The organism is Staphylococcus sp. GDY8P196P (genome assembly GCF_017891705.1).
In the GTDB taxonomy this organism is placed as follows: Bacteria; Bacillota; Bacilli; order Staphylococcales; family Staphylococcaceae; genus Staphylococcus; species Staphylococcus ureilyticus.
In genome coordinates, this window is sequence record NZ_JAESJS010000012.1 from 17,063 (window position 1) to 41,303 (window position 24,241).

Here is a 24,241-nt window from a genome sequence, read left to right on the forward strand (position 1 = left end):
TCAAAACTAAGATTTCAATCATCATATTCGGAATAGACATTCCTTATCTTTATTCAATATGCTGCACACTAGCTAAAAACTCAATTGTTTCTTTACTTTCTTGTCTTCTTTCTTTACGGCGTTTAACCCTCGCTAATGCTGTTTCATGAAACCAGTTTTCAGTTTTTGATTCTGGATACACTTGTGGTACATTTGATGGTTTACCTTCATTGTCCAGTGCAACAAAAGTCAAAAAACTCAGTGCTGCTAGGTGCCTTTCATTTTTCAAAACATCCTCAATTGTAATTTGTACACATACTTCCATTGATGATGTACCTGCATATGACACCATTGCCTCATATGATACGATATCGCCCGTTTTAATTGGCTTTAAAAAATCAACAGAATCTGTAGATGCCGTAACAACTTGTGCGTTACTATGCTTCATTGCTGTAATTGCTGCTATTTCATCAATGTTAGCCATCAACATTCCACCGAACATCGTATGATGATGATTCGTATCTTGCGGAAATACTTGTCTTGCTTTAACACTTCTCGATTCAGACATCGATTTCATTTTAGTAGTTCCCATAATATATTCCTTCCCTTTTTTAAACTTAAGCAAATATAAATTAGGAGTGGGACAGAAACCTATTTTTATTAAAAAGATTTCGCCGTCCCACCCCGAAAATGATGATTTTAATTGGAAAATATCTAATGATTAAACTATTTTTATTTTAAAATGATTAATTAGCCCAATTACCATTTTCAAAAATCAGTTCTTGCTCGCCACTTGCTGTGATTCCATAAATCGTTAAATCAGAACTACCAATCATAAAGTCGACATGAACCAGTGAATCGTTTAATCCATGTGCTAATTTTTCTTCAGTAGTCATCGTTGTGCCACCCTCAATATTAAAGCCATAAGCTGAACCTAATGCAATATGACAAGAGGCATTTTCATCAAATAACGTGTTATAAAATATTGTATTCCGATTAGAAATTGGGGAATCGTCTGGTACTAAAGCCACTTCACCCAAGTGTTTGGCTCCTTCGTCTGTATTCAGTAAATCACGTAGCACTTCTTCACCTTGTTCGGCTTTAAAGTCTACTACTTCACCATCTTTAAATGTAAGTGTAAATCCATCAATAATATTACCGTTATGGCTTAATGGTAATTTATTCGTTACATATCCATTCACTTTCAATCGATGCGGTGCTGTGAATACTTCTTCTGTCGGAATATTAGCAACAAATGCTTGACCATTCTCTGTATAACTCGTTGCATCTTCCCAAATATGCCCTTTTGGAAGTCCAATTTTTAAATCAGTTCCTTCAGAGATATAATGCAAAGCCTCATAGCTTTTATGTTGCAATTTATCTGCATGTTTACTTAAATTTGCAATATGCTTTTCCCAATTTACCACTGGATCATTTCCGTCTACACGTACAATGTCTAGGACTTCATCAATAAATTTTTCATATGCTGCTTCTACAGTTAATTCTGGGTATACACGTGCTGCCCACGCTTTTGATGGAAATGCAGCTACACACCAAGGAAATTGATTTTTCTGACTTGCTTCCATATAACCTTTATATGCTGTAGCGTATTGTCTTTGGAACGTGGCTAATTTATCACTATCTATACCATTTAATAAATCTGGATCCTGAGTAATTAATGCTAGATTTGCTGCACCACGGTTAACATAATCCATGCGTTTAGCTACCTCGTATGTCTTAACTTCATTTTTTTCAAAATGTTCAACTGTTTCATTTTCAAATTTAAGACGTGCTAAACGATCATCACTATACTCTACTTTCACATCTGAAGCCCCTCTTTTATATGCTGCTTCAACTATGTAATGTGTCAATTCTAAAGCATCTACGCTTGAACGGATGAATACTGGTTGGCCTTCTTGTACGTTCATGCCAATGCCTGCTAATAATTCAGCGTACTGTTTCATTTTATGTTGTAATTGCCCCATATTTAAACTCTTCCTTATTTACGAATTTGTCCAAGCGCATCTGCAATTGCTGAAGCTTCACTTGGCGTAAATGAGGCTTTCGAAGTTACATAATCATATACCTCTTTTACTTCTTGCGCATCAGCAGATTTATATTTTTCGGGATTGATTAAACTTTGATTAACTAGATTTAAACGATCACGAATTTCTTCAATCATTTCTTCGTTATTTTTAGTCACAACTCTCACCTCTTTTTAATTTATTTTATCAAATTTGCTAACCTTGTAAAACTTTTATCATAATTCCTCTTTAGAAATGATTAAAAAAACATTAAAATGGGAAATAGGATTATATAATTTGGAGGTCAATATATGATTACAGTTGCATTTGTTTGTTTAGGAAATATTTGTCGTTCACCTATGGCAGAAGCTATAATGCGCCAAAGATTAAAAGATAGAAGTATCGATGGTATAGAAGTCACTTCAAGAGGTACAGGTAAATGGAATCTTGGTCAATCACCTCACGAAGGGACACAAAAAATATTAACTGAACATCATATTCCATTTGATGGGATGATTAGTGAACTATTTGATTCTAACGACGACTTTGATTATATTATTGCTATGGATCAAAGCAACGTTGATGATATTCAAAGTATTAATCCAAATATTAAAGGAAAATTATTTAAATTGTTAGATTTCAGTGATATGACTGAAACTGATGTACCAGATCCTTATTATACAAACAATTTCGAAGGCGTGTATAAAATGGTACAATCGTCTTGTGATAATTTAATTGATTTCATTATTAAAGATGCTAATTTAAGAGAGGGGTAACAACATCATGCAAAACAAATTAATTCCAGGTATATTATTAGGTGCTGTAATAGGAGGCGCAGCAACACTTGCTGACAAATCTACACGCCAATCATTAAAACAATCAATTAAAGATATTAAAGAAGGTAATCGTTCACAAAAGCCTTCAGCATTTTCTAACATTAAAGATGAAGTTTCATATTGGAAAGATGCAATTGAAGAAATTAGACGTAATAATCCTGAGTTAGAACGCTCTTTAAAAGATGCAAAGGATACATTTGTTGAACGCAAAAATAATCGTTTGAAAAATTAAGGAACAGCTTTACTAATGAACATTATAAATGTTTATCTATTTCATATTTATAAATTGAAGTGAATCGTCAAAGATGACTAGCAGAAATATAACATAGTCAACTTAGCGGGGGTGGGAATTGGAAATCAACTTGTTAGTTATGATTTCTTTCCTACCCTCTTTATTTTTGATTTATTATCTGATATTTTATTTCTCAAAAGATACTTTATTTCAAAAGAATGTGGCAACACATATTTACCTTTAATAGATTTTACAGTATATTAAACTGTATACGTAAAATATCAGTATACAAGGAGATTTGATATGTCTAAAAATGAAAAAACATCTTCTAATTTTCTGAATGAAACTAAAGAAGTTGAAGAACAAAAGAACAAAAAAGATAAGCACGAACAAATTGAACGTGATCGCATATACATAACACCAAATGAATTCAAATCGAAATCACCAAAAAAAGATAATCAAGAATTTTTTGTCTCACGTATCAATAAACCAGCAAAATATACTAAAGATTCAAATTTTTTCTCTTATTTAGTATATAGAATAGGAAAAGACGATGCATCAGGATTATCAGCACAATTATCCTATTATTTTATGCTGTCACTATTTCCTATGTTACTTTTCTTGTTATCTATTGTGCCATATCTCGGTATTAAACAAGGTTCAATTAGAAGCATGATTAAGGAACATGTACCACAAGATTACGCACCACAAGTATCATCTATTATCGGTGATATTATGGACAATGCTAGTGGTGGCTTACTATCTATTGGGTTAATCGCAGCATTATGGTCTGCATCCAACGGTATGACTGCATTAATGAATTCGTTCAATGTCGCATATGATGTTGAAGATAGTAGAAACTTTGTAGTTTCTAAACTATATAGCGTGTTATTCACCTTAGCAATGATAATCGTAATGCCAGTTGCGCTTGTTTTACCTACATTTGGTCAACAAATTGGCGATCTATTATTTGGGCCTATTGGACTTGGTGAACAAGTGAAATGGGTATTTGATACAGTACGTTTTGTATTGCCCGTTATTGTCGTTCTAATTGCATTTATGGTTTTATACACATTAGCGCCAAATGTTAAAATTAAAATGCTTTCAGTTATACCCGGTGCTATTTTTGCAACTATCGTATTTTTAGGCGGCTCTTATTTATTTGGTATTTATATTTCAAACTTTGCTAATTATTCTAAAACATATGGTAGTATTGCCGGTATCATTATATTAATGCTATGGCTTTATATCACTGGTTTTATCATCATCATTGGTGCTGAAATCAATGCTATTATGCATCAAAGAAAAGTTGTTGCAGGTAAGACACCAGAAGAAATTACCATTGATCAACTTGAAGAAGAAAAAAATAACGATGTAAATGAAACGACTTAATTTTCTTTATATATAAATTTAAAAAGCTAAAACCTAGGCACACATTATTTGCTTAGGTTTTAGCTTTTTTTATTGTATTAAATTATGTTGAAATGCATAAATTACAGCTTGAGTTCTATCTTGTACTTCTAATTTACTCAACACGTTACTGACATGTGTTTTAACTGTTTTGATTGTAATATGTGAAGCACTAGCAATTTCCTGATTTGAGTATCCTTTAGCGATTAATAATAATATCTCCATCTCACGTTCAGTTAACATCTCATATAATTCAGCGCGTTGTTTCATACGATTCCTCATCTTAACCAACACTTCTGCTTCAAACACAGATTCATCACGATATGTTTTACGTATCGCTTCGGCGATATCGCTGGCACTTGTCGTTTTTAAAATATAACTATCTACACCAGAATCTAAAGCACGGTATACTTCATTATCTTCAATATAACTGGTTAGCATAACAACTTTAATGTGTGGCAAATCTTTCTTGATTTGTTCTGTAGCTTCTACACCATCCATATCATCCATGAGTAAGTCCATTAAAATTAAATCAGGCTTAAGTTCATGTGCTTTTTCAATTGCATCTTTCCCCGATTGCCCTTCTCCGACTACTTCTATATCTGGTTGAGTAGATAAATAACTAGAAATACCAATTCTGACCATTTCATGATCATCAACAAATAATACTTTAATCGGCATACGAATCCTCCTTATTTAATGGGGCTTTAACTTCAATCCGTGTTCCTGAATCTGGCAGTGATACTATATGAAATGTTGCGCCAATTTCAAGTGCTCGTTCACGCATATTTTTTAACCCATAGCTTTGTTCTACCTTATCATCAACGTTAAAGCCTTTACCATCATCTTGTATACGTAATAATAAATATTCTTCTCTATTAAACAATTCAATTGTAACTTTTGTACCTTTTGAATGTCTTAATGTATTTGAAATTGCTTCTTGTGTAATTCTAAACAAATGATCTTCAATGCCTTTAGGAACGTCGAAATCCTCAATATCATGTACGACTTTCATTGGCACTTTTTTCTGTAGATCAACTACTAAATCTTTGATACCTTGGCCAAGTGATTTATCCTTCAAGCCAATTGGTCTTAAATGTAATAGCAAGGCACGCATTTCTAATTGTGAATCTTGGACCATTTTTTCCAATACTGGAATTTGTTGATCTAAAGGTGCTTTCAAATCAGTTTCTTTAATGGCAGAGAGCATCATGCTTGCTGCAAATAGTTGCTGGCTAACGGAATCATGTAACTCACGAGCCAGTCTTTGCCTTTCATCTTCAATTATTTTTTTAACTTTCACATCGTTCATATTATATGATTCATTCGTTAAATTTTGTGTTTTTAAACGTAATTTATGAACTTCTTGATTGAGCGGTACAAGTGTCTGATATAATTCAATTGTTTCATTATATAATTCTATATTCTGGTCGTTGATACCAACTGTTTGTCCTTCAATAGAACGTTCAATTTGATCTTGTAACCAATGATTTTGTTGGTTGATTTTATATGCTAATACTGAGCCAACTATGATGCATAGTAATATAACTAATAAATTAATAAATAGTAAAACTGGAATACCAAAGATTTGTGTATAAATCATACCTTGAAAATATATAATATTCACAAATACTTTATCTATAAAAAACATAGCGAAAAATGTACTATAAACTAATATCAACATCGACCCTATTGCTCTTATGTAGTGATTCATTTATAAATCACCTCAACATCTCCTATGAATGTTGACAAATAGACATTAACAGCATAATTATCTTCTTTTGTTTCTTCAATAACTTTAATATTGTTGTTTTCAACTTTATATGATGTTTCATTGACGTATGCATTGCCATAAAGTGCTGAAAAATGTAATTTTATATTGTAATTTAAAGGCACAATAATTTGCACTTTACCTAAAAAATGTCTGATTACTACCGTATTATGTTCTCTAATATTAGCAGCTTTAGACATATCTATATGAATATCACCAATACCATGCTGTATTTGTAAATCTTCCCATTTATAAACATAAATAGGTGTACGTTGCTCACCAAACCACTTTTGTTTAATAAATTCTGGAGATTCTACTGCCTCTTCTGTCGCAATAATTTTCAACGGTTTAAATCTATAAAAGATATATCTCACTATTAACACAATTAAAAATATAAATAATATAATAATCGTGTATTTATTAGATAATAAGGTAAAAGCAATAAGTAATACCCCTATCCAAAATGATAATAAACCTCGTATTTTATGAAAATATAAATATCCTACATAAACCAATATACAGCCTAATAATAATACAAAAATAAAGCCAATTTTTTCAAAGAAAATATAGTAGAAATTAGCTATTATCATTAATGCTGTAAACACAATCAACATCTCAGTTGATATATATTTATGAGTCATGTTTCGCCACCTTTCTTCAAGCGACTAAACTAATTTGTTCGATTAAATCACATTCTGTTTCAACATTTACTTTTTCTTTAGCTTGTTGTGATAAATCGGCTACAATACGTGCGTAGTCTGCTTCCATTTCATTCAAATCATTTTTAATTTTTTCTATATCATAGTGCTCAATTTCCTGTGCACATTCAATATCAGATTCATCTAAAATGTCGATATATTTATTTTCTAAAGATAATGTTAAATGATCTATTAGCCTAGCTACATAAGTTTTTCTTTCAAATAGATAATTTATGTACATTTCTATACTTCTTAATTTTTTATCAAGATATTGTCTATACTCAATTAAGCTTGAATAAAAGGTTTGTTTGGTCATTTTTTCTAAATAAGTCGTAATATAATTCATAGAATCACCTCATGATTGATTAGATTCTATTATAAAAAATATCCGGAACCATTAGTATAGGCTCCGGAACCATCTTATATTAGGACTTTAGACCGAAACTTATTCTAATCTATTTTAGTAGTTAAAACTGGTCCTTCTTTCGTTACTATAACGGTATGTTCAATTTGAGCAACAAAGCTTTTATCTTGCGTTTCAAAAGCCCATTCATTTTTACCTTCTGTGACAAATGTTGCTTTTGAAGAAATAAATGGCTCAACAGCAATTACAGTGCCTTCTTTAAGCAATGTTTTATCTTTTGGATCATAATAATTCATCACATGGCTTGGAGATTCATGTAATGACTGACCTACACCATGACCTGTTAAATTTTTAATCACAGTTAAATCATTTTTACGTGCCGTCGCATGGACTGCTTTACCAATTTGACTTAGCTTCGCACCAGGCTTGATTTTGGTCATAGCTGCATCAAATGCTTCTAATGCAACATCACAAACTTTTTGTTTCAATGGATTATCCGCTTCACCAACTACAAATGAAATCCCTGTGTCCGCATAATAGCCATTTTTCAAGGCAGAAACATCAATATTTACTAAGTCGCCTTCACGAATTTTTCGTTTTCCAGGAATACCATGTGCCACTTCTTCATTTACGCTGATACAAGTTTGGCCTGGAAAGTTTTCGTCATGAATTGGCGCAGAAATAGCTCCATGTGCTTCAAATAAATCTTTTGCAATATCATCAAGTTCTTTTGTAGTAATACCAGGTTTAGTAGCTTCTTGCATTTTGTCTCTGACAAGTGCACAAATGTATCCAATATCTTTTAGTGCTGTTAATTCTTCTTCTGTTTTTACAATCATTTTATCCCGTTCCTTTTTGTAAATTATATTCCTTCTTATTATAGCAGACTTTTTTTGATATAATAAATTAGAAAATTTTTATCATATATAGTTTAACATTTTAACGAAGTAATGACATAACCAGTTTTACAATTCTGGTTAAATCATTAAACGTTTATTTATATAGGAGTTTTAATATGAATGATTCTTGGTATAAAAATATTGTTGGTGCACGTACAATAAAAACAGGTTTAGCTACATTTTTAACTGCTCTTTTTTGTTTAGCCTTAAATTTAAACCCAATTTTCGCTATATTAACAGCTATAGTCACAATTGAACCAACCGCTAAGGCTTCATTAATAAAAGGGTATAGAAGACTTCCTGCTACAATTATTGGTGCATTATTTGCCGTGATTTTCACTTTTATTTTTGGTGATCAATCTGCTTTTGCCTATGCATTTAGTGCAACATTCACCATTATTTTATGTACAAAATTGAACTTACAAGTTGGTACTACTGTAGCAACATTAACCGCAATGGCTATGATTCCTGGTATACATGATGCTTATTATTTTAATTTCTTTTCCAGACTATTAACAGCTATTATTGGATTAGTAACAGCTGGATTAGTAAACTTTATTGTCTTACCACCCAAATATTATGATCAACTGGATGATGCTATTAATTTAACAGAAGAAAAAATGTATGCACTATTTCATAAGCGTATACGCCAACTAGTTGTTGGTAAATTTTATAATGGATCGACCAATCAACAACTTGCCACTTTATTAAATTTAAATCAAAAAGTCGAAACGTTGCTTTCTTATCAAAAAGACGAACTCAGTTATCATAAACATCATCATTCAGAATGGATTCGTTTAAAGTCTTTAACTACACGTACACATACAAATCGCTTATTCATAACTCACCTATCTAACTTAGTTTATTTGCCAAAAGACACGCAGGTTACCTTTACTAAAGAAGAGCAACTTGCTATGCTGAATATTGCTGACAGTATAAATAATATACATAGTACCGGACATTTTGAACGTCATCCTGAATCAGCGTCATTACTTAAATCCACGGTCAAAGGTTTAGATGAGTTTGATAAAAACCAATTAAAAAGTCATATTGTCTATGAAATACTATTAATTTATAGAATTTTAAATAGTCGATTTGCTTAAAGAATAACATTAAATACGTAACATAAAAAATAGCCTAGGACAAAGGTCCTAGGCTATTTTTTATATTTTAATAAAGTCGGAATTCTATTTTTTCTGTTGAGAAACGCGTTCAATAATGACTTTCTTAGCTGCTTCTTCCTCAGTATTATCTAATTCTTTCGGTTCGAATACAATGCCTTTGCGTTCACACGCTTTTTCTAATAGATAGTCTGTAATTTCATGGTTTTTAGGTAGTATGGGGCCATGTAAATACGTACCTAATAAATTCTTGTAATGAATACCTTCTTTGGCATCGTCATCATTATTACCAAAACCATGCGTAACTTCTCCCAAAGTCCCGAAATTATGATAAGTACGTCCCCCATGATTTTCAAATCCAACTATTGTGCCAAAAGTATTACTTTCGATTACAATATCTCCTGTCAAACGATCTTTTTTAGATTCTGTATAAAAATCTAAAATATTTAAACCATCTAATTCTGTACCATCTGGCGTAACGTATTTACGTCCTAAAAATTGGTAACCACCGCACACAGTTAGACCGGGTAAGCCATCTTCAATCGCATCTTTCAACTTGCTTTTAATTTTAGTTAATTCTTGTGTAGCTAATGCTTGTTCTCTGTCACTACCGCCACCAATAAAAAAGATATCACATTCATCGAAAGTAACATTTTCTGTCTGATTAATATCTACTACCTTTAGTTCGATATTACGGCGTTTAGCACGTTGTTTAAGTGCAATGATATTTCCTATATCACTATATAAATTTAATTTATCGGGCATAAAGTGATAGACCGTCAACTCATTCATTTTACTTTGTCCTCCTCAAAAGAGTGGTTCAATTGCTTTAACATAGGGGAAAGTGAAGTATAGTTAGGTATTGCTACAGTAAAGCTATTTGTATATTCCATTGTTTTCGCAGTCGCTTTGTAGATATCACTTTCTAATATGATCGGTACATTAATCTCTGCAAGCTTTAATCTTAATTGTAGCTCTTCCGCTCGTGAACCTGTAACTATAATAGCTTCTATTTGTTGATTCACTAATTTTTCAAAATCAGCATCGTAAATCCAAGATGTGTCACGTCCGTCCGCAGCATAATCATTTAAACTGATAACATAAACTTTATTCCCTTCTATTCGATCACCGACCGAGAGACTTGCATTCATACCAGCAGGGTTTTTTGCTAGATTGATCATAGCTTCTTTGGTACCCTTTTTAAAATACTGCATTCTGCCATTATTAGAAGTATAAGTTTCAAACCCTTTTCGAATTGACGCATCATTTAATCCAAGTTCTCTGAGCACGGTATAAGCAGCAATTGCATTATATGCATTAAAATCGCCTGCAATTTTCATATTAAATGTTGTAGTACCAACATTTAAGTTAAGAAATGGAGTTAAATCAAATTGAGATACTTCATATTTTGTTTTTTCTCGTTTAAAACCACATTCACAATAATAATGGCCTAATTGGTTATAATGAATATAATCATAATGTAATAAACGACCACAATTAGGACAATATCTACTTTCATTCATAGAACTTTGTTCAAAATCATGCGCATGCTTTTTCATACCATAATAAGTAACAGTATCACTTGCTATCTTTAATCTACTAACAAAAGGATCGTCGGCATTTAATAATAATTTTATACCTTTATTATCAATTGCTTTTGCAATATTATTTACCATAATATCGATTTCCCCAAATCGATCCATTTGGTCACGAAAGAAATTAGTGACGACCATCATTGTAGGTGTAACTTCGTTTAGTACTCTTGGTATAGAACCTTCATCAATTTCAATAACTGCAATTTTAGTATTTTTTTTAAGTTGCAAAATAAAAGCTGATGTAATTCCAGCAGCCATATTTGCACCTTCATTATTATGTATGATTTCAATTTGGTTTGCTTTTAACGTATGACCTATTAAATTTGATGTAGTCGTTTTCCCATTTGTACCACTTATAAATACAATCTCATCAACATGAGATGCTAATTCTCTTAAAATATTTTTATCCACTCTTCTAGCGACTTGACCTGGTAAGTCTGTTCCTTTTTTCCCAACAGTACGACTTACTTGTCTTGCCAATCTCGCTAGGCGTGTTGCAGTCCATTGTCTCATCTACTTCCTCCTCTACTATTCACTCAAATATTATAACACGATTAAGTTGTATTCCAAACAATTCTCAATGCAAATATATATCAACCTCCCAGATTAGAATAATTATTATTTACGAATGAGAATAAATTTGCTATACTAATAAAAAATGATACATGGAGGCTTTGACTTATGTTGAATAAAGAATTATTAGATGCATTAAATGAACAAATGAATCACGAATATTTTGCTGCACACGCCTATATGGCAATGGCTGCATATTGTGATAGCAAATCCTACGAAGGCTTTGCTAATTTCTATATCCAGCAAGCAAAAGAAGAAAGATTTCATGGTAAGAAAATTTATGATTACATCAATGATCGTGGTGAACAAGCAATCTTTAATTCGATACCAGCACCTAAATCTGAATTCACAAGTATCTTAGAAACCTTTGAAGATGGCTTAGCTCAAGAACAAGACGTAACACGCAGATTTTATAACTTATCTGATTTAGCTAATAAAGATAAAGATTATGCTACGATTTCATTTTTAAATTGGTTCCTAGATGAACAAGTCGAAGAAGAATCAATGTTTGATACACATATTGATTACTTAAAACGTATCGGTGATGATAGTAATACTTTATATTTATATGAGAAAGAATTAGCCTCACGTTCATTTAATGAAGATGAAGCATAGAGTTAGTGTAGTAACTCACTACTTATTTCTATATAATTATTAATGACTATACAAAAGCATGCCAATAATGTTGGCATGCTTTTTAAGTATTTATGAGTCAGCAGCAAAGACTAGCAGATGCAACTATTTGTATCATTGAGTTTTACTCACTTGACTTCGAAAAGAGAATTATATAAAGTCATAACAAATTCTATAAGAGAAAGGATTCTTGCTTGATGACAGCCAATGCTTATATTGCTTTAGATTTTGAAACTGCAAATGGAAAAAGAACGAGTATATGTTCAGTGGGAATGGTCAAAGTGATCAATCATCAAATTACAGAATCTTTTTACACACTAGTTAATCCAAATGACTATTTTTCAAAACAAAACATTGCAGTTCATGGTATTAATCCAAATGATGTGAAAGATGCACCGACATTTGAGTCAGTATATCCATATATGATGCAATTCATTGATGGTTTACCAGTAGTTGCTCATAACGCAGCCTTTGATATGAATGTGTTGTATGACAGCATTAAACAAATTGGACAAGAAACGCCAACAATTACTTATTTTTGTTCACTACAACTGTCTAGAAAAACAATAAATAGTCATCGTTATGGGTTGAGCCACATGATGCATTATTACAATCTAGATTTTCATGGTCATCACGATGCTTTAAATGATGCGAAAGCATGTGCAATGATTACCTTTCGACTATTACAACACTATGATGATTTAAACAGTATGTTATCAATATTTGGTAAACAGTTAAAAGATAAAGATTAACGGATTTAAAATCAGTCTATATTTCCTTTGTATTTCACTTAAATATAGTCGTAAATTGTCATATTTTCATAGGTCGCCTTTTCTAGGTTACCCACTGTCACACCGACCAATCTAATTGGTGTTTCTGAATCTTTTAGTTCAGTATATAAACTATAGGCGATGTTATAAATATCCGTCTCATTTCTTACTGGATCTCTCAAACTTCTTTGTTTTGACAAAGTTTCAAATTTAAAAGTTTTAATTTTAACAGTAACGGTTTTGCCAGATTTTTGAATTCTGGCTAAGCGTTCAGCTGTTTTATGACTTAATTCCCATATTTTTTGCAGAATTTGATCATCATCGTTAATATCAGTTGCAAAAGTACGTTCTGTGCCGACGGATTTTCTAATTCTTGTAGCTTTCACTTCATTATTGTCTATACCTCTTGCCTTATTGTACAATCCATAACCGCGTTTTCCAAAAAGACGAATTAATTCACGTTCACTTTGATTATACAAATCTTGACCATTATAAATTTTATGTTCATGCATTTTTTCTTTTGAAGCTTTACCCACCCCTGGAAAATCTCCAATATCTAATCCCATTAATATATTGTGTACATTTTTGTAATCAATAATAGTTAGACCATTAGGCTTATTCATACCACTCGCTAACTTCGCCAAAAATTTATTGTATGAGACACCTGCAGAGGATGTTAACTTAGTTGCTTCGTATATATCTCTGCGAATATATTGTGCAATCATAGACGCCGGTAAATCAGGTCGCACTAAATGCGTAATATCTAAATAAGCCTCATCTAATGACAATGGTTCGACAATTTCAGTATAACTTTTAAAAATATTCATAATTGTATTTGAAGCTTCTTTATAGGCTTCAAATCTAGGTGATACATAAAAACCATTCGGACATAATTTATGAGCTTGTGCGGTGGGCATTGCAGAATGAACACCATATTTTCTTGCCTCATAAGAAGCTGTTGACACCACGCCTCTACCACTTGCCTTTCCACCGACGATGACTGGCTTCCCTTCCAAATTTGGATTATCTCTTATTTCTACTTGAGCAAAGAAATAGTCCATATCTATATGAATAATCCTTCTTTCTGACAATGCACACACCTCCCTTTTAAAATTCATATTATGATGCTTTTATATTTATCTTACAATCTAAATGATTTTGTTACATAATATATGCTCATAACAAAAAGCATATAAAAAAAAAGAGTTAGCTAACCACTTTTTTAACACGCAATGATCCATAAAAGCAACTGCGTATATAGTAGTAATACTAACTCAGATTAATTATTTTTTATGATTTTGGTTCAGTTTGCAATTCATTTGAAGGGTTTTTTGTATAATATTTAATACCATCCTCAGTGTCTTCTATCACTTCAACCTTGTCATTTAATACGCCGGAAAGTAAATATAAATCCATAATACAATAGCCAATATGGAAACTTGCTATAAATATGATAGATGAAAAAGGCGTAATAAAAAATACGATAAATAAAATGGATGATATAACAATTAAAGGGGCTAACATAATCAAGCTATATTGCCATTTTTTAAAATAAACTTGTGGCATATGTGACTTTACCAAACCATATTTAACTCGATAAATTGGTTTTTGACCTTTTGATAAAATGCGAAACATCAAGTTATGAATCAATTCATGTATGAAATAAACAATTGTAAAACCTAAAATACCATAGATTAAATTAAATAAGATATTTTGCTCTATAACTGAAGCAAATAAATAAGCAAATTTATACGATAGCAATATACTGATCATTACTATTGTCAATTGGAATAGTAAAAATCCTTCTAATAACTTTTTATTAGAAAACAACTCAATTTTAAACATTAGCAACCCTCCAAATGCTTTGTTGTTACCTAGAGTATACAATGATTTTATCCACTTAGAAAGAGCTATTGAACAAAGTTAATGACTTGTAATTGAATTTTAACAAATCTTCTTAGAATGAAATAAACTGCAATACTGAGTAAATAACAAGTTAATTAACTTTACACAATGTTTATTGAATAACACTTATCTATTAAGCTATTTTTAAATACGGTTGAATTGTGCAACCGTTTCAACATGTGTTGTATGTGGAAACATATCTACTGGTGTAATTTTCGTTAGTTTGTAATGTTGCGCTAAATATTGCGCATCACGTTGCTGTGTAGATGGATTACATGAAATATAGACAATTTTTCTTGGATTTAATTCTAATAATGTTTGTAAAAATGTTTCATCACAGCCTTTTCTAGGTGGGTCAACCATCACTACATCTGGTTTAATTCCTTGTGATTTCCATTTTAATATAACCTCTTCTGCCTTACCACAGACAAAAGTAGTATTTTCAAATTGGTTTATAGTCGCATTTTGTTGTGCATCTTCAATGGCTTCTGGCACGACTTCTACTCCATAAACATGTTTTGCTTTTGGTGCCATATATAAACCTATTGTTCCAATACCACAATATGTATCCAGGACAATATCATCTTGATTTAAGTTTGCATATTCAATCGCAAGCTGATACAATTTTTCAGTTTGTATCGAATTAATTTGATAAAAAGATTGATCGCTTATTTTAAAAGTAACGTCTGATAATTTATCATTAATTGTTGTCTCACCATATAAGGTATTAGACTCGGCTCCTAATATCACATTGGAATGTGTATTGTTGATATTATGTTTAATACTCGTGATTTCAGGAAATGTATCAATTAATTTTTGTACAAGTAAATCACTTTGTTTAAATTTCCTGCCGTTTGTCACAAAAATAACCATTAATTCTCTTGAATGGTGTCCAGTACGTATAACAACATGTCTCATAAGCCCTTGTTTTTTTTGTTCATTATAAACACTAATATTTAATTCGTTAAACCAAACTTTAAGTTGGTTCATAACTTTTTGATGCAATTGGTCTTGAATTAAACATGTTTCCATATCTATAATATCGTGACTTCTTTGTCTATAAAAACCTGAGATAATCTCTCCTTCTTTATTCTTTCCAACGGGTATTTGTGATTTATTTCGATAATACCAGGGGTTTTCCATACCAACTGTTTCATTAATTATCGTTTCTTTAAAATCTGCTTTTCGATGAAACAAATTAACCACTTGTTCTTTCTTCATATTCAATTGAGCTTGGTATGTCATATGTTGTAATTGACAGCCCCCGCATTTGTAATAATATACACAGGGTGGCTCGACACGTTCACTACTTTGTTCTTTAACTTCTATTAATTTACCTATCGCAAAATTCTTTTTTACTTTGATCACTTTAAATTTAATCGTTTCATCTATTAAACTATTAGGGACAAACACAGGATAACGGTCTAACTTTACAACGCCATGTCCTTCATGTGTTAAATCAATTACGCGTCCTTCTATAATTTCATTTTTTTGTATTATGCTCATTTTGTCACCCCATATAAAAGAGGTTAGGCTATTTGTAGTTTTACCTAACCTCGTTGTCTATTAACATTTTGGAAGATTCATTTTATCTTATTCATTAATCTCGTTCACGATGATGCTTTATTTTAATATATTGTCTATTATTGCTCAACTAACTCCTCGTTTTTAATATCGTTTGGTGTATAGACTTCAATATGCTGTTTTAAATTCAAAAAGTTACCAGGCAACTTGCCACCATATTCACCATCCACATTCAATTGCAAATCTATAAATGAAGAAATATTAATCGATTTGGCTTTTTTATAATGTACTTTAGGATGTTTAATATGTTCACCTCGAGATGCAAGCGTCATAATATGTCCTAATTCTGCTAAATTAGCTTTTTCAACTATAATCAAGGTAAAATAGCCATCATCTAATTTGGCATCAGGCACTAACTTTTCAAATCCTGCCATAGAGTTGGTCAAACCTAATAAAAATAAGAGCGCCTCTCCTTGGAAAACCTCATCATCATATTCGATACGTAAATCAACAGCTTTCATCTGAGGCAACATTTCAAATCCTTTAATATAATATGCAAAAGGGCCGACAATTGATTTTAATCTACTTGGTGTCTCATAAGATACCTGTGTTAATTGTCCACCTGCAGCTAAATTAATGAAGTATCTACTGTTCATTTTCCCGATATCAACGCGTGTTGAATGACCTTCAATAATGACATCTATCGCGCTCATAATATCATTAGGTAAGTGCAAAGCTCGCCCAAAATCATTTACAGTTCCCATTGGGATAATGCCAATCTTAGGTCTATTCGGATGTTCTGCTATGCCATTGATGACTTCATTAAGTGTCCCATCACCACCAGCAGCTATTAAAACATCATAATCTTGTGTTAAACAACGCTTCGCCTCAGTGGTAGCATCTCCAATTTTTTCAGTTGCATAGGCACTCGTTTCAAAACCGGCCTTTTCTAATTTTATTAACACATCTGGTAATGTTCGCTTAAACAATTCTTTACCAGATGTTGGGTTATAAATGATTCTAGCTCGTTTTCTCATATTTTATCCCTCAACTTTTTATACTCAGTATATATATTAAATGATTTAGTTAAATGATAAAAGCATTTAGGCTGTTTTTAAAAAGAAAATATAATATACTACTCAATATTAAAGTTTTTGAAACATCCATACCAATGGCTAAAACATAAGCATTAATCCATAATTAAGAATTGCGATCACATTAGAAATTTTAAAGTTTTGATTGTGCTACATTTTACATGAATATACCTTATCCTCATTTGCTCATTTTAAATAATCCCCCTGGTGTCAATAATTGCCAAAATCGCTAAAAAAAAGATGATAATGATATATTCCTGAATGTTACACCAACAAAAAACGCCAATTCCTATATTTGTAATAGAAATTGACGTTTATTTTTTAATTTAAGATGCTTCAGTCTCAGGTTTTTCTTTAATTAGATTAAAACTGTTTAAAAATAAATGATGATGTTATCTTTTATCTAATTCTTGTTTTAATAATTGGTTCACTAATTGTGGGTTAGCTTGACCTTTGGAAGCTTTCATAATTTGACCAACTAAGAAGCCCATAGCTTTACCCTTACCATTTTGATAATCTTCAACGGATTGTGGATTGTTGTCTAACGCTTCATTTACAAATTTAAGCAGTGTTGCTTCATCAGAGATTTGAACTAAGCCTTTATCTTCCATAATTTGTTTGGCATCTCCACCATTTTCAGCTAGTTCTGGGAAAACTTTTTTAGCGATTTTACTACTCATTGTGCCATCTTCAATCAACTTAATCATACCTGCAAGATTTTGTGGTGTAAGTTTAGTATCTAATAATTCTATTTGATGTTTATTTAAATACTCATTAACGCCGCCCATTAACCAGTTTGAAGTTAATTTTACATCTGCACCTTCAGCTACTGCACCTTCAAAGAAATCAGACATTTCTTTTGTCAATGTAATCACATGTGCATCATATGCTGGTAAACCAAATTGATTGACGTATTTATCTTTTCTTTCATCTGGTAATTCAGGTATTGTTTGACGTACGCGTTCTTTCCATTCATCGTCAACATATAAAGGCACAATATCTGGTTCTGGGAAGTAACGGTAATCATCAGAACCTTCTTTTACACGCATAAGATTCGTTTTACCTGTAGCTTCATCAAAACGTCTCGTTTCTTGTAAAATCTCTCCGCCGTTCAATAATTCTTCTTCTTGACGTTTTTCTTCATATTCTAACCCTTTACGTACATAAGTAAATGAGTTTAAATTTTTCAATTCTGCTTTTGTTCCAAATTCTTCTTGACCATATGGTCGTAAAGAAATATTAGCATCACAACGCAATGATCCTTCTTCCATTTTACAATCAGAGACACCAGTATATTGTATGATTGAACGCAATTTTTCTAAGTATGCATACGCTTCTTGTGGTGAGCGAATATCTGGTTCAGATACAATTTCAATCAATGGTGTACCTTGTCTATTTAAGTCAACTAGTGAATAACCATCCTTATGCGTTGACTTACCAGCATCTTCTTCCATGTGTAAACGTGTGATACCTATACGTTTCGTTTCACCATCTACTTCAATATCAATATAACCATTTTCACCAATTGGCTGATCAAATTGTGAAATTTGATATGCTTTAGGATTATCTGGATAGAAATAGTTTTTACGATCAAATTTTGATTCTGTTGCAATATCCATATTTAATGCCATTGATGCTCTCATCGCCCAATCAACCGCACGTCTATTGACAACCGGTAATACACCAGGGTAAGCCAAATCAATGACGTTTGTGTTTGAGTTAGGTTTTGCTCCGAAATGTGCTGGTGATGGAGAAAACATTTTAGATTCTGTTTTTAACTCAACATGGACCTCTAGTCCAATAACTGTTTCAAAATGCATGATTTCCACTCCTTATAAATTTTCGTATTCATTATGCAAATTAAATTTTGTTTCATATTGGAAAGCGACACGATATAATGTTTTCTCATCAAATGGTTTACCAATAAATTGCAAACCAATTGGACGTCCATTCGCTTTACCGCAAGGAATAGATATACCTGGCAAACCAGCTAAGTTAACTGGTGTTGTTAGTAAGTCATTCGCATACATTGTAAGTGGATCATCGATTTCTTCACCTATATTAAATGCAGTTGTTGGTGTTGTTGGTCCTACTACAACATCATAGTTATCAAAAATACGATCGAAATCATTTTTAATTAATGTTCTAACTTTTTGTGATTTTTTGTAGAACGCATCATAGTAACCCGAACTTAACGCAAATGTACCAAGGAAAATACGACGCTTAACTTCTTCACCAAATCCTTCACTTCTTGACATTTTATATAATTCTTCAAGTGAATTTGCTTCTGGTGAATGATAACCGTATCTGATACCATCAAAACGCGATAAATTTGATGATGCTTCAGATGATGCGATTACATAATAAGAAGGAATGCCATATTTCGTGTTTGGTAATGAAACTTCTTCTACTGTAGCACCTAATTCTTTCAATGTTTCAACAGCGTTTTTCACAGATGCTTTCACTTCGTCAGATATACCTTCGCCAAGATACTCTTTTGGTAATGCTACTTTAAGTCCTTGAATATCTTTACCAATATCAGATGTAAAGTCTGCATCTTCTACTGGTGCACTTGTACTATCATTTTCATCTAAACCAGTGATTGCTTCTAATACTAAAGCATTGTCCTTAACATTGCGTGTTAACGGTCCGATTTGGTCTAATGAAGACGCAAACGCTACCAAACCAAAACGTGATACACGACCATAAGTTGGTTTTAAGCCTACGATTCCACAATAAGCTGCAGGTTGACGAATTGAACCACCAGTATCAGAGCCTAAACTAAAAGGAACTAATCCTGCTGCAACTGCTGCTGCAGAACCACCAGATGAACCACCAGGAACAGCTGTGTGATCAAATGGATTTAACGTTTTTTTAAAATAAGAAGTTTCTGTAGAACCTCCCATTGCAAATTCATCCATGTTTAATTTTCCAATTAAAACCGCTTGTTCGTTGCGTAATTTATTCATAACTGTGGATTCATAGATAGGTACAAATCCTTCTAGCATTTTACTAGCACATGTTGTTTCTACACCTTCAGTAATAATATTATCTTTAATTCCCATTGGAATACCAAAAAGTTTGCCTTCCATTTGGTCCTTGGCTTGTAACTCATCTAATTCTTGTGCTTTTTTAATAGCATTATCTTTATCTAATGCAAGAAATGATTTGATTGTTGGATCAGTTTCTTCAATTGCATCGTAGATATCGTTTACTACTTGTGAAGGTTTAATTTCTTTGTTTTTTATTAATGTAATTAAATTTTCCACAGATTCATAACGGATGGTCATCTTAAGCGTCCTCCTCATTCATGATAGATGGCACCTTGAATTGTCCATCTTCCGTCTCTTTAGCATTTTTTAATGCAAGCTCTTGAGGAATGCCCTCGATTGCTTTGTCTTCTCTTAACACGTTTTGTAAATCTAATACATGATAAGTTGGCTCAATTGAGCTAGTGTCTGCTGTATCTATATGATTAGCAAAATTTAAAATACTTTCTAATGTATCTTGCATTTCAATTGTTTCTTCTTCTGATATTTGAAGTCTAGCTAAATTAGCAATATGCTCTACCTCTTCACGTGTAACTTTAGCCATTAAATAAAAGCCTCCTTTTTACTCATTCATTATAAAATTGTATCAAAATTCCAAGCAAAAATCTAAACTTTTCACCAATAACAATAAATAACCCGGTTTATTTTAATTCCTTTTGCTCAACCTTTTGGAATTATGTGACTTAAATATATTTTGAACATAATCTACTTAAGTATCACAGCATTTATATCAATCATTGCATAATAAACCATATTATTTATAAATAGTGTAATATTATTTCATTTAATGTAAGCATTTTCATTTTTGTCATTGAGCTAATTATTTTGAAAAACAAAAAATATTTCTACTCTATTTATAAATTTCATTGTATAATAATTCATGTAACACAATTTAATATTCTGGGAATAAGGGAGTTGAAGTATTATGTTTATTCTAGGCACATCTTTAGCGAATCAAGTTCACGCTACTTGGCAAACGTATATCATGATTATTATTTATTTTATCATTTTATTAGTTATTGGCTATTACGGTTATAAGCAATCCACAGGTAATTTAAGTGAATTTATGCTTGGAGGTAGAAGTATTGGCCCTTATGTAACCGCCCTATCAGCAGGTGCATCTGATATGAGTGGATGGATGATTATGGGGCTTCCTGGATCTGTATATAGTACTGGATTATCTGCAATGTGGATTACAATTGGTTTATCGCTTGGCGCTTATGTTAACTATTTTGTAGTCGCACCTCGACTTCGTATTTATACTGAAATTGCAGGAGATGCTATTACCTTACCAGATTTTTTTAAAAATCGACTCAACGACCGCAAAAATTACATAAAAATAATTTCAGGTCTAATCATCGTTGTGTTTTTCACTTTATATACACATTCTGGGTTTGTATCTGGTGGTAAATTATTTGAAAGTGCTTTTGGCTTGAACTATCATTGGGGGCTTATCATTGTTGCAGCAATCGTTATTTTTTATACGTTTTTTGGTGGATATTTAGCTGTATCGATTACAGATTTCTTTCAAGGTGTAATTATGTTAATTGCTATGGTCATGGTCCCTATCGTAGCACTTATAAAACTCAACGGTTTGGATACATTTAGTGAGGTAGCAGCAATGAAACCTACCAATATGGACTTGTTTAAAGGGACTACATTTTTAGGTATTATTTCCTTATTTGCCTGGGGTTTAGGTTATTTTGGACAACCACATATCATCGTTCGTTTTATGTCCATTAAAACACATAAACTTTTACCAAAAGCTAGACGTTTAGGTATAAGCTGGATGGTTGTAGGGCTCTTAGGTGCAGTTGCTGTAGGGTTAACAGGTATCGCATTTATACCTCAATACCATATTAAAATGGAAGATCCAGAGACACTATTTATCATTATGAGCCAAATTTTATTCCATCCACTCGTTGGTGGATTCTTATTAGCAGCTATATTGGCAGCTATCATGAGCACAATTTCATCTCAGTTATTAGTAACTTCTAGTTCACTGACTGAAGATTTTTATAAACTTATTCGCGGTGAATCGAAAGCAAAAACACACGAAAAAGAGTTTGTAATGATAGGAAGACTATCTGTTTTACTAGTAGCAATTATTGCAATTTGGATTGCTTGGTCTCCAAATGATACAATTTTAAACCTTGTAGGTAATGCTTGGGCAGGGTTTGGCGCGGCATTTAGTCCGTTAGTAATCTTCTCACTTTACTGGAAGGGTTTGTCTCACGCCGGTGCTTTGAGCGGTATGATTACCGGTGCTTTTGTCGTTATTGTATGGATTGCTTGGATTAAACCATTAGCATCAATAAATGAAATCTTCGGTATGTATGAAATAATTCCTGGTTTCCTAGCTAGTGTGATTGTTACTTATCTAATAAGTAAAATTACGAAAAAGCCCGGTGAGTTTGTAAATAACGATTTAAATAAAGTAAAAGAGATTGTCAAAGAATAATCGTATAATAACTCTCTCACTATAAATTAACACATTAAAAGCCACACTTGNNCAAGTGTGGCTTTTAATGTGTATATGCTTATTAATTATTGTTTTTATAAATATGGACTTGTGGGTCTTTGTCATCTTTAGTTTTACTGATTAAAGCTTTTGCCTTGTTACCATCTTTTATACGAATTTCATATTCGTCAATATCATCAAAGTATTTCTCTGCTTGTTCAGTGATATATTGTGTGATACCAATTGTTTCTGCTTCGCCATAATAATCAATCGGTACATCAACAGTTAGTTGCTTCGCTTTTTTATTATCAAATTTAACTGTCCCTACTGCTTGAGTAAAGTTATTAAAATACGTCTGTAAATCATCATTAAATTGTTTGAAATTATTATTTAAATTTTCATCAATTTTACTTGCTTCATCAGAAGGTAACAATGCTGTTGTTTGATTAATATCTTTCCATTCATTAATACGTGTCTTACCATCTTCAACTGTCGTACCAGCAATAAACTCTCCTGGTACAATTGAATTTTCGCCAGTTTGTTTATAAATTGCAAAGTGTATAGGTATGTCTTTCAAAGCTTTATTTTCTCTGACTCTTGACAAAATTTCGCCTGCCATTTGCTTTCCTTGTTTCTTAATTTCTTTATCATCTAAATCTTTACTATAGGTCTCGCCATCTTTTTCTTTTTGATAGTAATACGTACTATTCATTGCTAGTCCAATGGTCATACCTTTAATTTTCTTCCCTTTAGTATCACCACTCGCATAAAAATCCTGTTCCAAAATATTAGAAAGATATGCAGGTGAATCTTCCGCAATTTTTTCTGGATCTGTTTCACCATTATGTGATGGATTTAAACCTAAATTCTCATTCGCTTTCTTTTCTTTTCGTTCATCTTCATCCATTGCATCTACTTCTGATTTGGTATATTTCGGGTCTAAATAAGCGTTAATCGTATCTTTATCTAAGTATTGACCATCTTGATATAAATAATCGTCAGTTGGAAAAACTTCTTTACTCAATTCTAAAAGCCCGTTTTCAAAATCTTCACCGTTATAACTATTTGCCATATTATCTTGTAATAAACCACGTGCTTGACTTTCTTTAAATGGTAAAATCGTTCTATAATTATTGCCTTGAACATTTTTATCGGTGGCAATTTCTTTAACTGAACCTGATTTTTCTTGCTGCTTATTGTCATTAGATTGTTCTTTACTTTTTTCATTATCCTCATTTCCACATGCTGATAATAGAAAAATTGCTGAGATGAATAGTATAATCGTTCTTTTCATGCATTATC

At 32.1% G+C, this 24,241-nt stretch carries 25 protein-coding genes; 7 read left to right on the forward strand and 18 right to left on the reverse strand.

The genetic code is table 11. The features are described from left to right. Positions 1 to 49 precede the first annotated feature (49 nt). The 3 genes from KA814_RS08020 to KA814_RS08030 all read right to left on the reverse strand — a co-directional run bounded on the left by KA814_RS08020 (position 50) and on the right by KA814_RS08030 (position 2,182). Positions 50 to 571 (reverse strand): acyl-CoA thioesterase, encoded by a 522-nt coding sequence (locus KA814_RS08020; protein ID WP_046207947.1) that lies wholly within the window; start codon positions 569 to 571, stop codon positions 50 to 52. Positions 572 to 725: 154 nt separating this feature from the next. After that, positions 726 to 1,964: an aminopeptidase gene (locus tag KA814_RS08025; protein ID WP_064209715.1), complete on the reverse strand. Its 1,239-nt coding sequence runs from the start codon at positions 1,962 to 1,964 to the stop codon at positions 726 to 728. 14 nt (positions 1,965 to 1,978) lie between these two features. Further along, entirely contained in the window at positions 1,979 to 2,182 is a 204-nt protein-coding gene (locus KA814_RS08030) for a DUF1128 family protein (RefSeq protein WP_046207949.1), read from the reverse strand. Between the two features lie 132 nt (positions 2,183 to 2,314). On the opposite strand from KA814_RS08030, the gene KA814_RS08035 reads away from it, so the two are divergent. From KA814_RS08035 to KA814_RS08045, 3 genes are all read left to right on the forward strand, one after another. Then, positions 2,315 to 2,779, forward strand: a complete 465-nt coding sequence (locus KA814_RS08035; protein WP_046207950.1) for a low molecular weight protein-tyrosine-phosphatase — start codon at positions 2,315 to 2,317, stop codon at positions 2,777 to 2,779. Between the two features lie 7 nt (positions 2,780 to 2,786). Then, on the forward strand, positions 2,787 to 3,071 hold the full coding sequence (locus KA814_RS08040; protein ID WP_046207951.1) for a YtxH domain-containing protein: 285 nt from the start codon (positions 2,787 to 2,789) through the stop codon (positions 3,069 to 3,071). Positions 3,072 to 3,374: 303 nt separating this feature from the next. After that, the gene (locus KA814_RS08045) at positions 3,375 to 4,463 is read left to right on the forward strand and encodes a YihY/virulence factor BrkB family protein (RefSeq protein ID WP_046207952.1); all 1,089 of its coding nucleotides are present in this window, start codon (positions 3,375 to 3,377) and stop codon (positions 4,461 to 4,463) included. A 69-nt stretch (positions 4,464 to 4,532) separates the two neighbouring features. Here the strand turns inward: KA814_RS08045 and vraR are convergent, their stop codons facing one another. The 5 genes from vraR to map all read right to left on the reverse strand — a co-directional run bounded on the left by vraR (position 4,533) and on the right by map (position 8,153). Further along, positions 4,533 to 5,162: a response regulator transcription factor VraR gene (gene vraR / locus KA814_RS08050; protein ID WP_019469616.1), complete on the reverse strand. Its 630-nt coding sequence runs from the start codon at positions 5,160 to 5,162 to the stop codon at positions 4,533 to 4,535. Then, the gene (vraS, locus tag KA814_RS08055; RefSeq protein ID WP_046207953.1) at positions 5,152 to 6,195 is read right to left on the reverse strand and encodes a sensor histidine kinase VraS; all 1,044 of its coding nucleotides are present in this window, start codon (positions 6,193 to 6,195) and stop codon (positions 5,152 to 5,154) included. Before vraS ends, vraR begins: the two co-directional genes overlap by 11 nt. Next, the gene (gene vraT / locus KA814_RS08060) at positions 6,192 to 6,893 is read right to left on the reverse strand and encodes a cell wall-active antibiotics response protein VraT (RefSeq protein WP_064209716.1); all 702 of its coding nucleotides are present in this window, start codon (positions 6,891 to 6,893) and stop codon (positions 6,192 to 6,194) included. The genes vraS and vraT overlap by 4 nt, the downstream gene beginning before the upstream one ends. A 16-nt stretch (positions 6,894 to 6,909) precedes the next feature. After that, entirely contained in the window at positions 6,910 to 7,296 is a 387-nt protein-coding gene (locus tag KA814_RS08065) for a hypothetical protein (protein WP_019469613.1), read from the reverse strand. Between the two features lie 104 nt (positions 7,297 to 7,400). After that, entirely contained in the window at positions 7,401 to 8,153 is a 753-nt protein-coding gene (map, locus tag KA814_RS08070) for a type I methionyl aminopeptidase (protein WP_046207955.1), read from the reverse strand. 176 nt (positions 8,154 to 8,329) lie between these two features. On the opposite strand from map, the gene KA814_RS08075 reads away from it, so the two are divergent. Beyond that, positions 8,330 to 9,316, forward strand: a complete 987-nt coding sequence (locus KA814_RS08075; protein WP_064209717.1) for an FUSC family protein — start codon at positions 8,330 to 8,332, stop codon at positions 9,314 to 9,316. 84 nt (positions 9,317 to 9,400) lie between these two features. Here the strand turns inward: KA814_RS08075 and gatD are convergent, their stop codons facing one another. Continuing rightward, positions 9,401 to 10,126, reverse strand: a complete 726-nt coding sequence (gatD, locus tag KA814_RS08080) for a lipid II isoglutaminyl synthase subunit GatD (RefSeq protein WP_064209718.1) — start codon at positions 10,124 to 10,126, stop codon at positions 9,401 to 9,403. Beyond that, entirely contained in the window at positions 10,123 to 11,442 is a 1,320-nt protein-coding gene (gene murT / locus KA814_RS08085; RefSeq protein ID WP_064209719.1) for a lipid II isoglutaminyl synthase subunit MurT, read from the reverse strand. The genes gatD and murT overlap by 4 nt, the downstream gene beginning before the upstream one ends. A gap of 168 nt (positions 11,443 to 11,610) precedes the next feature. Here murT and KA814_RS08090 point away from each other — a divergent pair, with 168 nt between their 5' ends. Then, positions 11,611 to 12,117 (forward strand): ferritin, encoded by a 507-nt coding sequence (locus KA814_RS08090; RefSeq protein ID WP_046207959.1) that lies wholly within the window; start codon positions 11,611 to 11,613, stop codon positions 12,115 to 12,117. 215 nt (positions 12,118 to 12,332) lie between these two features. Beyond that, positions 12,333 to 12,887 carry a 3'-5' exonuclease gene (locus KA814_RS08095; RefSeq protein ID WP_046207960.1) on the forward strand — a complete coding sequence of 185 codons (555 nt, stop codon included), beginning with the start codon at positions 12,333 to 12,335 and terminating at the stop codon, positions 12,885 to 12,887. A 38-nt stretch (positions 12,888 to 12,925) separates the two neighbouring features. Here the strand turns inward: KA814_RS08095 and dinB are convergent, their stop codons facing one another. The 7 genes from dinB to gatC form a co-directional block, all read right to left on the reverse strand. After that, the gene (dinB, locus tag KA814_RS08100; RefSeq protein WP_064209720.1) at positions 12,926 to 13,996 is read right to left on the reverse strand and encodes a DNA polymerase IV; all 1,071 of its coding nucleotides are present in this window, start codon (positions 13,994 to 13,996) and stop codon (positions 12,926 to 12,928) included. Between the two features lie 199 nt (positions 13,997 to 14,195). Next, on the reverse strand, positions 14,196 to 14,750 hold the full coding sequence (locus tag KA814_RS08105) for a DUF3267 domain-containing protein (protein ID WP_064209721.1): 555 nt from the start codon (positions 14,748 to 14,750) through the stop codon (positions 14,196 to 14,198). A 204-nt stretch (positions 14,751 to 14,954) separates the two neighbouring features. Further along, positions 14,955 to 16,316, reverse strand: a complete 1,362-nt coding sequence (rlmD, locus tag KA814_RS08110; protein ID WP_064209722.1) for a 23S rRNA (uracil(1939)-C(5))-methyltransferase RlmD — start codon at positions 16,314 to 16,316, stop codon at positions 14,955 to 14,957. A 137-nt stretch (positions 16,317 to 16,453) separates the two neighbouring features. Next, on the reverse strand, positions 16,454 to 17,371 hold the full coding sequence (locus KA814_RS08115; RefSeq protein WP_046207964.1) for a diacylglycerol kinase: 918 nt from the start codon (positions 17,369 to 17,371) through the stop codon (positions 16,454 to 16,456). 449 nt (positions 17,372 to 17,820) lie between these two features. Then, positions 17,821 to 19,248, reverse strand: coding sequence for an Asp-tRNA(Asn)/Glu-tRNA(Gln) amidotransferase subunit GatB (gene gatB, locus KA814_RS08120; protein WP_046207965.1), 1,428 nt, complete (start codon positions 19,246 to 19,248; stop codon positions 17,821 to 17,823). Positions 19,249 to 19,260: 12 nt separating this feature from the next. Then, a complete protein-coding gene (gene gatA / locus KA814_RS08125) occupies positions 19,261 to 20,718 on the reverse strand; it encodes an Asp-tRNA(Asn)/Glu-tRNA(Gln) amidotransferase subunit GatA (protein ID WP_046207966.1) in 1,458 nt (485 codons plus the stop codon). A 1-nt stretch (position 20,719) separates the two neighbouring features. Further along, the gene (gene gatC, locus KA814_RS08130; protein WP_019469599.1) at positions 20,720 to 21,022 is read right to left on the reverse strand and encodes an Asp-tRNA(Asn)/Glu-tRNA(Gln) amidotransferase subunit GatC; all 303 of its coding nucleotides are present in this window, start codon (positions 21,020 to 21,022) and stop codon (positions 20,720 to 20,722) included. Between the two features lie 381 nt (positions 21,023 to 21,403). Here gatC and putP point away from each other — a divergent pair, with 381 nt between their 5' ends. Continuing rightward, positions 21,404 to 22,939 carry a sodium/proline symporter PutP gene (putP, locus tag KA814_RS08135; protein ID WP_064209723.1) on the forward strand — a complete coding sequence of 512 codons (1,536 nt, stop codon included), beginning with the start codon at positions 21,404 to 21,406 and terminating at the stop codon, positions 22,937 to 22,939. Between the two features lie 82 nt (positions 22,940 to 23,021). Here putP and KA814_RS08140 read toward each other — a convergent pair whose 3' ends face one another. Next, positions 23,022 to 24,233 carry a CamS family sex pheromone protein gene (locus KA814_RS08140; RefSeq protein ID WP_064209724.1) on the reverse strand — a complete coding sequence of 404 codons (1,212 nt, stop codon included), beginning with the start codon at positions 24,231 to 24,233 and terminating at the stop codon, positions 23,022 to 23,024. Positions 24,234 to 24,241: the final 8 nt, after the last annotated feature.

Coding starts and splice junctions, on each gene's coding strand:
- KA814_RS08020 (WP_046207947.1), bottom strand. CDS start 571: ATGGGAACTACTAAAATGAAATCGATGTCTGAATCGAGAAGTGTTAAA.
- KA814_RS08025 (WP_064209715.1), bottom strand. CDS start 1,964: ATGGGGCAATTACAACATAAAATGAAACAGTACGCTGAATTATTAGCA.
- KA814_RS08035 (WP_046207950.1), top strand. CDS start 2,315: ATGATTACAGTTGCATTTGTTTGTTTAGGAAATATTTGTCGTTCACCT.
- KA814_RS08040 (WP_046207951.1), top strand. CDS start 2,787: ATGCAAAACAAATTAATTCCAGGTATATTATTAGGTGCTGTAATAGGA.
- KA814_RS08045 (WP_046207952.1), top strand. CDS start 3,375: ATGTCTAAAAATGAAAAAACATCTTCTAATTTTCTGAATGAAACTAAA.
- vraR (WP_019469616.1), bottom strand. CDS start 5,162: ATGCCGATTAAAGTATTATTTGTTGATGATCATGAAATGGTCAGAATT.
- vraS (WP_046207953.1), bottom strand. CDS start 6,195: ATGAATCACTACATAAGAGCAATAGGGTCGATGTTGATATTAGTTTAT.
- vraT (WP_064209716.1), bottom strand. CDS start 6,893: ATGACTCATAAATATATATCAACTGAGATGTTGATTGTGTTTACAGCA.
- KA814_RS08065 (WP_019469613.1), bottom strand. CDS start 7,296: ATGAATTATATTACGACTTATTTAGAAAAAATGACCAAACAAACCTTT.
- map (WP_046207955.1), bottom strand. CDS start 8,153: ATGATTGTAAAAACAGAAGAAGAATTAACAGCACTAAAAGATATTGGA.
- KA814_RS08075 (WP_064209717.1), top strand. CDS start 8,330: ATGAATGATTCTTGGTATAAAAATATTGTTGGTGCACGTACAATAAAA.
- gatD (WP_064209718.1), bottom strand. CDS start 10,126: ATGAATGAGTTGACGGTCTATCACTTTATGCCCGATAAATTAAATTTA.
- murT (WP_064209719.1), bottom strand. CDS start 11,442: ATGAGACAATGGACTGCAACACGCCTAGCGAGATTGGCAAGACAAGTA.
- KA814_RS08090 (WP_046207959.1), top strand. CDS start 11,611: ATGTTGAATAAAGAATTATTAGATGCATTAAATGAACAAATGAATCAC.
- KA814_RS08095 (WP_046207960.1), top strand. CDS start 12,333: ATGACAGCCAATGCTTATATTGCTTTAGATTTTGAAACTGCAAATGGA.
- KA814_RS08105 (WP_064209721.1), bottom strand. CDS start 14,750: ATGTTTAAAATTGAGTTGTTTTCTAATAAAAAGTTATTAGAAGGATTT.
- rlmD (WP_064209722.1), bottom strand. CDS start 16,316: ATGAGCATAATACAAAAAAATGAAATTATAGAAGGACGCGTAATTGAT.
- KA814_RS08115 (WP_046207964.1), bottom strand. CDS start 17,371: ATGAGAAAACGAGCTAGAATCATTTATAACCCAACATCTGGTAAAGAA.
- gatB (WP_046207965.1), bottom strand. CDS start 19,248: ATGCATTTTGAAACAGTTATTGGACTAGAGGTCCATGTTGAGTTAAAA.
- gatA (WP_046207966.1), bottom strand. CDS start 20,718: ATGACCATCCGTTATGAATCTGTGGAAAATTTAATTACATTAATAAAA.
- gatC (WP_019469599.1), bottom strand. CDS start 21,022: ATGGCTAAAGTTACACGTGAAGAGGTAGAGCATATTGCTAATTTAGCT.
- putP (WP_064209723.1), top strand. CDS start 21,404: ATGTTTATTCTAGGCACATCTTTAGCGAATCAAGTTCACGCTACTTGG.
- KA814_RS08140 (WP_064209724.1), bottom strand. CDS start 24,233: ATGAAAAGAACGATTATACTATTCATCTCAGCAATTTTTCTATTATCA.